We start from the raw sequence: 12,823 nt of genomic DNA on the forward strand, positions 1-12,823 counted from the left end.
CGGTTCGAGGAGGTGGACGGGGGCTCCAACGGCGGTGGGCCGCCCGAGTTCTCCTCGGACGGCCCACGCCTTCGTGCTCGGGTGATCAGATGCGAGACCACTTCTGGTTGGCGGCGCCCAGGCAGTCCCACAGGTGCAGCTTTCCGCCGTTGTTGGGGTTGGCCTCCCGTACGTCCACGCACTTGTTGGCGTTGAGGTTGACCAGGTCGCCGGAGGCGTTGAGGGTGAAGCGTTGGGCGGTGTTGCCGTTGCAACTGACCAGGTTGACCTCGGTGCCGTTGGCGGTGCCGGCCCAGGCCGGGTCCATGCACTTGCCCATCGCGCGGACGGTCCCGTCGGAGGCGAAGGTCCAGCTCTGGGCCGCCGTGGTGTTGCAGTCCCAGATCTGGAGTTTCGCGCCCTCGACCGGGTTGGCGCCGGGGATGTCGATGCAGCGACCGCTCTGCGCACCCCGGATCCGGTTGGTGCCGGGAGTTGGGTCGCCCCCGCCACCCGAGGTGTAGCTGGACACCCGGACGTAGTCGACGAGCATCTGCTGCGGGAACTGGGTCGAGCCGTCCGGGTAGCCGGGCCAGTTACCACCGACCGCCACGTTGAGGATCATGAAGAAGGGGTGGTCGAACACCCAGCGGTTGCCGCCGAGCCGAGCGGGATCAACCCGGTGGTACTGCACCCCGTCGACGTACCAGGTGATGACGTTCGGCTCCCAGTCCACCCGGTAGGTGTGGAAGGTGTCGGCGAGCGGCGCGCCGAGGGTGCGGCTGCCCGTGATGCCGCCGCCGCCGGAGTAGCCGGGCCCGTGCACGGTGCCGTAGACGGTGTTGGGCTCCCGACCGATGTTCTCCATGACGTCGATCTCGCCAGCGTCGGGCCACCCGCCGCCGGTGCCGAGCATCCAGAAGGCCGGCCAGATGCCCTGACCACGCGGGATCTTGATCCGGGCCTCGAACCGCCCGTACGTCTGGGTGAAGGTGGCCGCCGTCAGCAACCGCGCCGACGTGTACTCGCAGCGCCCGTAGTGGCACTGGTAGTTGGCGGGATTGTCCCGGCGGGCGGTGATGACCAGGTTGCCCTGGCCGTCGTGGACGGCGTTGCTGGTGCTGTTCGTGTAGTACTGCCGCTCGTTGTTGCCCCAGCCGCCGCCGCCGATGTCGAACCGCCACTTGTTCTGGTCGACGGGCGTGCCGGCGGGGGAGTTGAACTCGTCCTGCCAACTGATGGGGCCGATGGCGGCCTCGGCCCGGTCGGGGTGCGCCGGGACGACGAGCGCCGTCGCGGTCGCGACGAGGGCGGCCGCCAGGAGTACGAGGGGGCGGAAGCGGAGGCTGGGCCGGGCTGTGAACACGGGAGGCTCCTCAGCGTGGGGGTGGTGGAGGCGGTTTACCGGGGATGGAGAGCGCTCTCTAAAGCGAAGCATGTCGATATGATGTCTTTCTGTCAAGAGTGTTTCCAATATCACGACCGTCCGTTACCGCCCGATGCTGAGCAGTGAGCGCTGAGCGCCGACCCCGGTCGTCGCCGTCGCACTGCTCGATGCCTCCGAGATGGACGACGCCGACCCATCGGAGGAGTTCGGCGCGGTCGAGCGTTACTCGATAGCGGTCGAATCGACCCTTCCTATTGCCGTGGGGCGTCCACGGGGGACAGGATGACGAGGCGTGCCGGAAACTTTCCCGTAACCTGCGCGCTGCTGGTCTCTGTCACAAGGAAGTGGGAGTCAGTCATGAGCGAGGCGTCGACGGCGCTGGGTGTGCGCCTCTACCCGGATCTGGTCGAGCGGGGTGGCCTGGCCCCCGCGCTGATCGAAACCGCTGCCCGCCACGGGCTCGACATCGGCCGGGTGACCGCGCCGGAGCAGGGGCGGGCCCGGTTCACCTGCGCCGAGCTGCACTCCGACGAGGGCGTGGTCTGCGTGGGGCTGGGGTCGCAGGCCCGGTACTTCATGATTGACCTGCGGGTCTCGGGAGAGGTTCTCGCGCGCGGTGACGTCATGGACCTGGTGCAGGTCGCCCAGGTGGCCGCGGCCTGGCGGGCCGGCCTGACGTTCGCCGAGCTGACCGCCCGGTTCCCGTTCATGGAGGAGATCAAGCACCGCCCGGCGCCGGTCGCCCAGGTCAGCTAGTCGGCGGGTCGGGCAGGTCAGCAGCGCAGCCGAGGTGGCAGTGGTGACTCCGTACCGGCACTGCGGTTGAGGTAGGTCGACTGGACGAAGTCGACGAGGCGCTCCGCGTCGGTCGCGATCGAGGCCAGTCCGAACGAGACGCGGACCGCGCCGCCCGTCGGTAGCCCCAGCGCGGCGAGGTACTGGTCGATCGTGTCGACCCCCGCCAACAGCCGCTGCCGCATCGACGTCCGGCTCATCCCGAACGCGCCCTCGGCCGCTCCCGGGTTGCAGAAACAGCCGGTGCGCAGGGAGAGACCGGCCGCTGCCGCCTCCCGCGCCACGAGCCGTTCGTCGACCAGCGTGCCGTCCGGGTGGCGGAGGTTGAAGGTCACCGTGCCACCGCGCCCCGCACCCGCCGTCGGCCCGTACACCTGGACCAGCGGCCCGCCGGTGTCGTGCCGCAGGGTCGCCAGCCGCTCCAGCAGCCACTCGGTGAGCAGGCCGACCCGGGCGTGGACGAGGTCCACGCCGATCGAGTCGAGCCAGCGCAACCCGAACTCCACGTCCGGGATGCTCAGGAAGTTGAGCGTGCCGTCCTCGAACGCCGACTCGTCGTCCATCGGCCGGTGCCAGTCGCCCTGCACGCTCACCGCGCGGATCGTGCCGCCGGCGAACCACGGCCGAAGCAACCGGGCCAGCGCCGGACGGCGAGCCAGCAGCGCGCCGACCCCGGTGGGATAGCCGAAGAGCTTGTACCAGCTCAGGCAGACGAAATCCGGCCGGACGACGCTGAGGTCCAGCCGGTTCGTCGGCGCGAAGGCGGCCGCGTCGAGCAGCACCTCGTAGCCGCGCTGCTGGGCCAGCTCCACCCAGCCCAGCGGGTGCTGCACCCCGGAGAAGTTGCTCTGCGCCGGATAGGCGAACAGCCCGCGCCGACCGAGCCGACCCCACCGACGGGCCAGGCCGGCACTGCCGGCGTCCAGCGCCGCGACCAGGTCCGACTCGGCGACCCGCAGCTCCGGCCCGTTCAGCGGCAGGTAGCGTACGGACGCTCGAGCCGACCGCGCGTACTCGCGGATGCCGTTGACCGAGTTGTGGTTGTCCCAGGTGAGCACGAGCGGCGCGGTCCGGCCGAAGTCGTACGCCTCGCCGACCAGCCGGCAGGCGCCGCTGGCGTTCGGGGTGAAGATGACCCCGTACTCGTCCGGGTCGGCGCGGAAGAAGTCGAGCACCGCGCGTCGCGCCGACTCCACCAGCGAGCCCGCCGCCACGCTCGTGGGGTTCTCCGAGTGGGGGTTGCTGTACAGGCCGGCGAGCAACCGGTCGTGGTGGGCGCGAATCTGCGCCTGGGCCGCCACCCCGGCTCCGGCGTAGTCGAGGTACACCTGCCCGTCGGTGTCCAGGTGTCGGTACTCGGTGGCGCGCAGCTCGTCGACCCGGCCGGTGGCGGCGTATCCCGGCAACGTCGTGGGGGAGGCGGGCGGCGTCGGGTCAGGACGCACGACGGGGATCCCGTCGGAGCAGGACCGCCCAGGCCGCGCCCAGGAAGACCAGCACGAAACCGCCGAGCACCAGCCAGTCGACCCACACCGGCCGGGAGAAGCTGTCGCCGTACGTGGCCAGCAGCGGCGGCCCGAGCGGAGAGCCGCCGTCGCGCCAGAGCCGCTCCACCCCGGCGGTGTGCCCCAAGCCCTCGAACGCCCACCGGTTCGACATCGCGTAACTGAGCCACTGACCGCCGACCGCCATGGCCGGCACCGGCAGGATCGCGCCGACGAACAGCACCTGTGGGAAGCAGAGCATCGGCAGCATGAGCGTCGCCTGGGCCGCGTCGGACACGGCCGCCGAGCAGAGCAGACCGAGGGCGAGCGCCGCCGCCGAGGAGAGCAGCAGGGTTGCGTACAGGGCGGCGAAGTCGGCGCCGCCGACCGGCGGTAACCGGTCCATGCCCCGCAGCACCCCGAGCAGGGCCAGGTCCACCAGGGCCAGCAGCGGCAGCAGTACCGCGACCTTCGCCAACAGGTACGGGACCAGCCGGACACCGGCGAGCCGCTCCCGGCGCAGGATCGGCAGCTCGGTGCAGATCTGGAGGAGCCCGTAGGTCAGCCCGAAGAAGAAGCCGCCGAACGCGATCCAGAACAGGATCATCACGGTCACCGTCGGGCTGGGTCTGGTCGGCTCGAACGCTCCCGGACGGAACAGCAGCGCGAACATGCCGAGCACCATCAGCGGCGAGCCGAGCAGGATCGCCAGGGTCAGCCGGTTGCGGGCGACGATCTCCGTGTTGCGCGCGGTGAGGACCGCCCACTGGCGCAGCCGGCCGACGCGCCGGGGCGGCGTCGTGGCGATGTCAGCGTCGTCGGTGGTACGGGGCGGCTGTTCGGCCGCGCGCTGCTCGGCGAAGCGATCGGGCCACTCGGCGGGTTGTGTCGCTTCGTCGAGCCGGAGGTGGACCTCGACCAGGGACCGCAGGCCGAAGAACTCCCGGGCTGCGGCCGGGGTGCCGGTGAACGCCAGCCGGCCCTGACGCGTCAGCACGACAACCCGGTCGCAGTGATCCACGTCGGTGGTCTGGTGAGTGGTCAGCACGACGGTGGCGCCTGTGTCGGCGAGCGCGCGGAGCACCCGGAGCAGCTCCACGGCGATCGCCGGGTCCAATCCGGAGGTGGGCTCGTCCAGGAAGAACACGCCGGGTCGGGTGAGCAGCTCGACGGCGATGCTGGCGCGCTTGCGTTCACCGCCGCTGAGCAGGCCGACCGGCGTGGCGGCCCGGTCGGTGAGTCGCAGCTCGGCGAGCACCTCCGCGACCCGGTCACTGATCTCGGCCGGCCCGGTGGTCGAGGGCAGACGCAGTCTGGCGGCGTACCGCAGGGTGCGGGCCAGGGGCAGCTCGCGGTGGATGATGTCGTCCTGCGGAACCACACCGATGGTGCCGGCCGCGGCGCTGCCGTCGTACGTCACGGTGCCCGCCATCGGTCGCTGTACCCCGGCGAGGATCTCCAGCAGGGTGGTCTTACCGGCGCCGCTGGCGCCGATGATCGCGACCAGCTCGCCCGGCGCGATGCTCAGGGAGATGTCGGTCAGGATCTGGCGACCGCTCCGGACGCTCTGGCCCAGCCTCTGAGCGGCGATGCCGACACCGGCACGCGGGGGAGACGTGGTCTGCTCGGTCATCATGTCGAGTGCTCGATCCGGTCGGGGAGTGGTCCGCCTGAATATCGTGCCTCGCCGATGTTACTGAGCGTCCGCGCAGTGCGCCCGGAGTGGACCGTCAGCGGCCGTCGTCCGTTCAGCCGGTGGTGGTCCGCGCCTGCGCCGGCACCTGGAGGAGATCAAGGCAGTTGCGCCACAGCGTCTCCAGCTGGGTCGGATCGTTGAGCAACTTCGCGAGCAGCACCCGCCTCGCGCGCAGGTGGATCACCGGCCGCCACCAGCCGGCGGCGTAGCGCTACCTCGGTGGGCCGGCGAAGAACTGCCGCAACGCGTCGGCGACCAATGTGGGTGCCGTCATTGTCGCGAAGTGCGACTGACCTGGCCAGACGACGTAGCTTGCCGCCGGAATCGCCTTCGCGAGGGTGTTCATAGTGGTGGGCATCGGCTCCCAGGTGTCCGCGCCGGCCAGCAGGAGCGTCGGCACGGCGATCGAGGACCACCGGGTGATGTCGGTGCTGTCCTGCGCGAGCGCCTCCAGGTCGTGCAGCCAGCCGACCGCCGAGCGGCGCGCCTCGACCGGGTCGGGCACCCGATCGCCTGCGGCGGCGGCCATCGCGGCGACGATCTCGGCCGGAACCCGCGTCACGTCGTTCAGGGCCGCTGCCATCGCGGCGGCGTCGTCGCGCTCGAAGGCGGCACGGTACCGGTCGAGCAGCGGCGCGACCTGCGCTCCGGCCGCGAAGAGCGGCGGCTCGAAGATGGTCAGGGAGCGTACGTCGCGCGGATCGGCCAAGGTGGTGTGCAACGCCACTGTCGCTCCGTAGGACGCGCCGACGAGATGGACCGGTCGGCCCGAGGATTGCCGCGCGGCCTCGATGACGGCGAGCAGATCGGCGGTCTCGTCCCGGAAGGACTTGGTGCCGGCCGGGACGTCGCTGGGACCGTATCCGCGCCGGGCCGGCAGCCACACCTCGTGGTCCTGGGTCAGGTGCTCCGCGACGGTGGCCCAGGAGTGCAGCCCGCCACCCGAGCCGTGCACCAGGACGACGGGGTCTCCGACACCCAGTCGTCGTACCACCAGGTGGGTTCCGTCGGCCGACTCGACCGACTGATCGTGGCTGCTCACTGCTGCTCCTGTTTCTGGGTCGGCCAGTTGCTCAACGTGGTGTGCACCGCGTCGAGGATCGACTGCCACGACGCGTCGACAGCGCGGGGATGCCCGAAACCGTCGACCGTTTCGAGGCTCACGAAGCCGTGGAAGGTGCTGCGGACGAATCGGATGGCGTCGGTCAGGGCCGGCTCGTCGAGCCCGTACCCGCGCAGCATCGCGTAGCTCAGCTCGATCATGCGTAGGTGCCCGGCCGACCGGGTGCCGACCTCGGGCGGCAGTTGAAGCTGGGTCGCCGCGTACTGCCCCGGATGGGTGACGGCGAACGCGCGCCAGGCGTCGGCGAACCCGACCAGGGCCTGGCGGCCGGCCCGCCCCGCCACCGCGATCGCGAGTGCGTCGGCGAACGTGGCCGCCGCCCGGACCGCGACGTGCTCGATCAACGCGTCCCGACTGCGGACGTGCACGTAAAGGGCTGCGTCCGAGACCCCGAAGTGCCGGGCGACGGCCGCGACGGTCAACCGGGACAGGCCGACCGAATCCGCCAGCTCGGCCGCAGCGGCCGAGACGCGCGCGTTGGTCAGACCCTGCCGTGGCATACCGAACCTTTGCTTTGCTAGGAAATAACTTAGGACTCCTAAGATAGCACCGTCGCCAGCCGCTGGGTCGGGTGGACATGAACGTCCCAGTCGGGGGAAGACCGGCCGTTCCACAGCCGAACAGGAGAGCCGGGATGAGAGCCGTCGTCTACACCGATGTCCGGACGGTCGCAGTGCGGGACGTGCCCGACGCGACGCTGGAGGCGGAGACCGACGCGCTCGTGCGGATAACCTCCACTGCCCTGTGCGGCACCGACCTGCACATGTACGACGGACGCACCAGCGCCGAGCCTGGCCTGGTGCTCGGTCACGAACCGCTGGGTGTGGTGCAGGAGGTGGGCGCCGCGGTGCAGACCGTCCGACCGGGCACCCGGGTGGTGGTCCCCACGCACCTGTTCTGCGGGACGTGTGTGATGTGTGCCCGCGGGCTCTCGGCGGCCTGCCTGCGGGCCCGGGCCGAGGGGCCGGGCGCGGCGTACGGATACGCCGGGATGGGTCCGTACCGGGGAGCGCAGGCCGACCTGCTGCGGGTGCCGTGGGCCGACGCCAACTGCGTGCCCCTGCCCGGCGAGCCGGGGGACGCGTACGAGGACGACTTCGTGCTGCTGGCCGACGCGTTCGTCACCGGGTGGCACGCCGCCACCACCCTCGCCGAGGTCGGGCCCGGTGACACCGTGGCGGTGTTCGGCGCCGGCACAATCGGCCTGCTCGGCGCCTACGCGGCGCTGCTCCGAGGCGCCCGGGTCGTGTACTCCGTCGACGGGGTCGACGCCCGACTCGACAAGGCCGGCGAGATCGGCGCCGTGCCGATCGACTTCCGCCGCGGCGACCCGGTCGAGCAGATCCGCGCTGACCGGGCCCGGACCGGGCTGCCGCTCGGCGAGGAGAAACTGGGCGGGGTCGACAAGGTCATCGACGCGGTCGGGTTCCAGGCCCGCGACCGGGAGCACCCCGACCGGGAGCGCCCGAACCAGGTCCTCGCCGACGCCGCTCGGCTGGTCAACGCCGCTGGCGCGATCGCGGTCGCCGGGGTGTACCCGGACCGGGACCCCCACCCCGGCCCGGGCGCGGACGGCCACGAGAACCTGGTCGCGCCCTGGGGAGCGCTGTTCAGCAAGGGGGTCGCGGTCCGGTTCGGTCGTACCCACGACCGCCGCTACACAGTCCTGCTGCGGGACCTGGTCGTCGCGGGCCGGGCGCGGCCCAGCGTGATCGTCACCCACCACGGCACCCTGGCCGACGCCCCCGAGCTGTATCGCCACTTGGACCGGCGGGAGCACGGGGTGATCAAGGCGGTGCTGCACCCGTCCTGACCGGCCGGCACCACGGGTGCGGTACCGGCGGACCGCCCCGATACGCCCTTAAGGGACGTTAAGTCACACGTCCGCTTCCTGGTCGTGGGCCGGACGAGACGACCATCGTCGATCCGGCCGGTGGGCAGAGGCGTGGGTCACATCGTGGACCGAAGATCATCGTGCCGTCGTGGGCGCGACGTGGGCGTCGCGCTGCCATCAAGATCATTCAATGACAAGGAGTGTGCCGCCGGCCGCGACCGCTCCGGCCGGTGGTGGATTGTGCCTGGTGGCGGGCCTGTCAGGGATGACCGGAGTCGTTCGCGGGGTTGCCTTCCATTTGACAACGTTGCCACCGGCAGGCCAAGGTGCCCGGAGGGACTGCTGAGGTGTCTGTGACGGGCGAATACTCTGCTACGTCTATATTGCCGGATTGTTACTTTTTCAACAGTCTCTCGCCTTGCGGATGGCCCTCCGGCCGCAATACGTTGCCGTCAACAACAAAACCAAGTGAAGGTTCAACCTTCCGGAGGCAACCGATGACGTTGGCGAGGTGGTACGAGCGATGAGCGACGTGCCCATCCTCCTTGAGATGCGCTCCATCACCAAGGAGTTTCCCGGAGTCAAGGCCCTCTCCGACGTCAACCTGGTGGTTCGCGCCGGCGAGATCCATGCCATCTGCGGCGAGAACGGCGCGGGCAAGTCCACCCTGATGAAGGTGCTCAGCGGGGTGTACCCGCACGGCACCTACGACGGCAAGATCATTTACCAGGGGTCGGAGAGCAAGTTCTCCGACATCCGGGCCAGTGAGAACGCCGGCATCGTGATCATCCACCAGGAGCTCGCGCTCATTCCAGGGATGTCGATCGCCGAGAACATCTTCCTCGGCAACGAACCGCGCAAGCGGGGCGCGATCGACTGGAAGGCCGCGAACCGGATGGCGCTGGACCTGATGGCCCGGGTCGGTCTGGAAGAGGACCCGGACACCCTGATCAAGGACATCGGGGTCGGTAAGCAGCAGCTCGTGGAGATCGCCAAGGCGTTCGCCAAGGACGTGAAGCTGCTGATCCTCGACGAGCCCACCGCGGCGCTGAACGAGGCCGACTCCAAGCACCTGCTGGACCTGCTGCGCGGGTTCCGCTCCCGCGGCATCACCTCGATCATGATCTCGCACAAGCTGAACGAGATCGAGGCGATCGCCGACCAGATCACCATTCTGCGCGACGGCCGGACCGTGGAGACCCTCGACGTCAAGGCGGACGGGGTCGACGAGGACCGGATCGTGCGGGGCATGGTCGGCCGCGAGCTGAGCAGCCGGTTCCCGGACCACACGCCGAAGATCGGCGAGGTCTTCTTCGAGGTCCGCAACTGGAACGTCCGGCACCCGATCTCCGCCGAGCGCCAGGTCTGCAAGAACGAGAGCTTCGTGGTGCGGCGCGGCGAGATCGTCGGCTTCGCCGGCCTCATGGGCGCGGGCCGCACGGAACTCGCGATGAGTGTCTTCGGCCGCTCCTACGGGGTGTACGAGTCGGGCACGATCATCAAGGACGGCAAGGAGATCGTCCTGAAGTCGGTGGCGGATGCCATCGACAACGGGCTCGCGTACGTCAGCGAGGACCGCAAGGCGATCGGCCTCAACCTGCTCGACGACATCAAGACGTCGACGGTGGCCGCCAAGCTGTCCAAGATCTCGCACCACGGCGTCCTGAACGAGGTCGAGGAGTACCAGGCGGCTGAGGGGTACCGCAAGGAGCTGCGGACCAAGGCCCCGACGGTCGACGAGAGCGTCTCCAAGCTTTCCGGCGGCAACCAGCAGAAGGTCGTCCTGGCCAAGTGGATGTTCACCGACCCGGACCTGCTGATCCTCGACGAGCCGACGCGCGGCATCGACGTGGGTGCCAAGTACGAGATCTACGGCATCATCCAGCGGCTCGCCGACCAGGGGAAGGGCGTCATCGTCATCTCCTCGGAGCTGCCTGAGCTGATCGGGCTCTGCGACCGCATCTACACCGTGTTCGAAGGCGCCATCACGGGCGAGATCGCCCGGGCGGACGCCACCCCGGAAACCCTCATGAAGCAGATGACCTCGACGAAGAAGATGGCCACACGATGAGCCGATTGAAGGACCTTCAGAAGAATTTGTTCGGAGGCACCACCTCCAACGCTCGCCAGTTTGGAATGATCTTCACCCTGGTGGCGATCGTCGTCCTGTTCCAGATCCTGACCGACGGCCTCACCCTGCGGTCGGACAACCTGATCGCGCTGTTCCAGCAGAACTCGTACATTCTGATTCTGGCCATCGGCATGCTCATGGTGATCGTGGCCGGGCACATCGACCTCTCGGTCGGCTCGGTCGCCGCCTTCGCCGGCATCCTGGTCGCCAAGTCGATGACCGAGTGGGACCTGCCCTGGCCCGCTGCCATCGTGTTCGGCCTCGCCATCGGCGCGGTGATCGGCGCCTGGCAGGGCTTCTGGGTGGCCTACATCGGGGTGCCGGCGTTCATCGTCACCCTGGCGGGCATGCTGCTCTTCCGGGGCGGCAACCAGTTCATCGGTAACGCGAGCACCGTCCCGGTGCCGGAGGGCTTCCGGGAGATCGGCTCCGGCTTCCTGCCCGAGTTCGGTCCGAACACCGGCTACAACAACGCCACGCTGCTGCTCGGCCTGGCCGCGGCGTTGGCGGTGGTGTGGCGCGAAATCCAGGCCCGCAAGACCCGACAGGCGATGGACGCCAACCCGGCGCCCATGTGGATCTCCATCCTGCGGATGGCCATCATGGTCGGCGTGATCGCCTTCGCGGCGCTGCGCTTCGCCAGCGGTCGCGTCGGCACCAGCTTCCCGATCTCCGGCATCATCCTGCTGGTCCTGGTCATCGCGTACTCCTTCTACACCCGCAACACGGCCGGTGGCCGGCACATCTACGCGGTGGGCGGCAACTCCCGGGCGGCCGAGCTGTCCGGTGTGAAGCTCAAGCGGGTCAACTTCTTCGTCATGATGAACATGTCCGTCCTGGCCGCGCTGGCCGGCATGATCTTCGTGGCCCGTTCGGCGGCCTCCGGACCGCAGGACGGCAACGGCTGGGAGTTGGACGCCATCGCCGCGGTCTTCATCGGTGGCGCGGCCGTCGCCGGCGGTATCGGCACCATCAGCGGATCCATCGTCGGTGGTCTCGTCATGGCCGTGCTCAACAACGGCCTCCAGCTCATGGGTGTCGGCACCGACCGCGTCCAGATCATCAAGGGTCTGGTCCTGTTGCTGGCCGTCGCGATCGACGTCTACAACAAGAGCCAGGGGCGCTTCTCCATCATCGGGAGCCTGATGCGGCCCTTCCGCCGCGAGGACTCCGCCCCACCCGCCTCACCGCCGGACGCGGAGCGCGAGCCCGCCAAGGCAGCGGTGTCCGGCTGACGGCCACCGACCTCTCTACCCGCCTCACCATCTAGAAAGGCAAGTCCTCACCATGCGTAAATTCTTCGGCACGTCGGTGGTGGCCATCAGCGCCGCTGCCATGCTGGCCCTCGCCGGCTGCGGTTCCGGCCGCGACGGCGACAGCGGCTCCGGCGGCGAGGCCGCCAAGGGCTTCCCGGCGAACTCGCTGATCGGCGTGGCCCTGCCGGCCAAGACCTCGGAGAACTGGGTCCTCGCCGGTGACCTGTTCAGCAACGGCCTCAAGGAGGCCGGCTTCCAGGGTGACGTGCAGTACGCCGGCGCGTCGACCACTGTCGCCGACCAGCAGGCTCAGATCACCGCCATGGTCACCAAGGGCGCCAAGGTCATCGTCATCGGCGCGACCGACGCCGCGCAGCTGTCGACCCAGGTCGCGGCGGCCCACACGGCCGGCGTGAAGGTCATCGCCTACGACCGGCTCATCACGAACACCCCGGACCTCGACTACTACGTCGCCTTCGACAACTTCAAGGTCGGCCAGCTCCAGGGCCAGGCCCTGCTGGACGGCATGAAGGCCAAGAAGCCGAACGGCCCGTACAACATCGAGCTGTTCTCCGGCTCGCCGGACGACAACAACGCCGGTGTCTTCTTCAACGGCGCGATGGACGTGCTCAAGCCGGAGATCGACAAGGGCAACGTGGTCGTCGCCTCGGGTCAGAAGGACGTCAAGCAGACCGCCATCCAGGGCTGGAAGGCCGAGGGTGCGCAGGCCCGCATGGACCAGCTGCTGACCTCGACCTACGGCAACAAGGAGTTGGACGGCGTCCTCTCCCCGAACGACACGCTGGCCCGCGCCATCCTGACCTCGGTCAAGGGTGCTGGCAAGCCGACCCCGGTCGTCACCGGTCAGGACTCCGAGGTTGAGTCGGTCAAGTCGATCGTCAAGGGCGAGCAGTACATGACGATCAACAAGGACACCCGCAACCTGGTGAAGGAGACCATCAACATGGTCAAGGCTCTCCAGGCCGGCGACAAGCCGCAGGTGAACGACACCAAGTCCTACAACAACGGCAGCAAGGTCGTCGACACGTACCTGCTCCCGCCGGTCGCCGTCACCAAGGCGAACGCGGCTGAGGCGTACGCCAACGACCCGAAGCTCGCGCCGCTCACCAAGTAATCA

11 protein-coding genes are annotated in these 12,823 nt (G+C 69.3%); 5 read left to right on the plus strand and 6 right to left on the minus strand.

All coding sequences use genetic code 11. From position 1 onward, the window contains the following. Positions 1 to 85: 85 nt before the first annotated feature. Positions 86 to 1,345 carry a glycoside hydrolase family 16 protein gene (locus tag ACIA47_RS26295; RefSeq protein WP_112585396.1) on the minus strand — a complete coding sequence of 420 codons (1,260 nt, stop codon included), beginning with the start codon at positions 1,343 to 1,345 and terminating at the stop codon, positions 86 to 88. Positions 1,346 to 1,723: 378 nt separating this feature from the next. Between ACIA47_RS26295 and ACIA47_RS26300 the strand changes: the two genes are divergently transcribed. Beyond that, positions 1,724 to 2,122: a hypothetical protein gene (locus tag ACIA47_RS26300; protein ID WP_112638248.1), complete on the plus strand. Its 399-nt coding sequence runs from the start codon at positions 1,724 to 1,726 to the stop codon at positions 2,120 to 2,122. Between the two features lie 17 nt (positions 2,123 to 2,139). Here the strand turns inward: ACIA47_RS26300 and ACIA47_RS26305 are convergent, their stop codons facing one another. From ACIA47_RS26305 to ACIA47_RS26325, 5 genes are all read right to left on the minus strand, one after another. After that, entirely contained in the window at positions 2,140 to 3,606 is a 1,467-nt protein-coding gene (locus tag ACIA47_RS26305) for an aminotransferase class V-fold PLP-dependent enzyme (RefSeq protein ID WP_396711137.1), read from the minus strand. Beyond that, positions 3,596 to 5,278: an ATP-binding cassette domain-containing protein gene (locus ACIA47_RS26310; RefSeq protein ID WP_396711138.1), complete on the minus strand. Its 1,683-nt coding sequence runs from the start codon at positions 5,276 to 5,278 to the stop codon at positions 3,596 to 3,598. Before ACIA47_RS26310 ends, ACIA47_RS26305 begins: the two co-directional genes overlap by 11 nt. Positions 5,279 to 5,393: 115 nt before the next feature. After that, positions 5,394 to 5,525 carry a hypothetical protein gene (locus tag ACIA47_RS26315; protein WP_396711139.1) on the minus strand — a complete coding sequence of 44 codons (132 nt, stop codon included), beginning with the start codon at positions 5,523 to 5,525 and terminating at the stop codon, positions 5,394 to 5,396. Between the two features lie 27 nt (positions 5,526 to 5,552). Beyond that, the gene (locus ACIA47_RS26320) at positions 5,553 to 6,383 is read right to left on the minus strand and encodes an alpha/beta fold hydrolase (protein WP_396711140.1); all 831 of its coding nucleotides are present in this window, start codon (positions 6,381 to 6,383) and stop codon (positions 5,553 to 5,555) included. After that, complete coding sequence (locus ACIA47_RS26325; RefSeq protein ID WP_396711141.1) at positions 6,380 to 6,964, minus strand: TetR/AcrR family transcriptional regulator; 585 nt, start codon at positions 6,962 to 6,964, stop codon at positions 6,380 to 6,382. The genes ACIA47_RS26320 and ACIA47_RS26325 overlap by 4 nt, the downstream gene beginning before the upstream one ends. A gap of 134 nt (positions 6,965 to 7,098) precedes the next feature. Between ACIA47_RS26325 and ACIA47_RS26330 the strand changes: the two genes are divergently transcribed. The 4 genes from ACIA47_RS26330 to ACIA47_RS26345 all read left to right on the plus strand — a co-directional run bounded on the left by ACIA47_RS26330 (position 7,099) and on the right by ACIA47_RS26345 (position 12,820). After that, a complete protein-coding gene (locus ACIA47_RS26330; protein WP_396711142.1) occupies positions 7,099 to 8,277 on the plus strand; it encodes an alcohol dehydrogenase catalytic domain-containing protein in 1,179 nt (392 codons plus the stop codon). 544 nt (positions 8,278 to 8,821) lie between these two features. Next, positions 8,822 to 10,369 carry a multiple monosaccharide ABC transporter ATP-binding protein gene (gene mmsA / locus ACIA47_RS26335; protein WP_203117789.1) on the plus strand — a complete coding sequence of 516 codons (1,548 nt, stop codon included), beginning with the start codon at positions 8,822 to 8,824 and terminating at the stop codon, positions 10,367 to 10,369. Then, on the plus strand, positions 10,366 to 11,664 hold the full coding sequence (gene mmsB, locus ACIA47_RS26340; protein WP_396711143.1) for a multiple monosaccharide ABC transporter permease: 1,299 nt from the start codon (positions 10,366 to 10,368) through the stop codon (positions 11,662 to 11,664). Before mmsA ends, mmsB begins: the two co-directional genes overlap by 4 nt. Before the next feature lie 52 nt (positions 11,665 to 11,716). Further along, positions 11,717 to 12,820, plus strand: a complete 1,104-nt coding sequence (locus tag ACIA47_RS26345; protein WP_091401241.1) for a sugar-binding protein — start codon at positions 11,717 to 11,719, stop codon at positions 12,818 to 12,820. Positions 12,821 to 12,823: the final 3 nt, after the last annotated feature.

The sequence above is a fragment of the Micromonospora sp. NPDC051227 genome (assembly GCF_044455385.1).
GTDB lineage: Bacteria > Actinomycetota > Actinomycetes > Mycobacteriales > Micromonosporaceae > Micromonospora.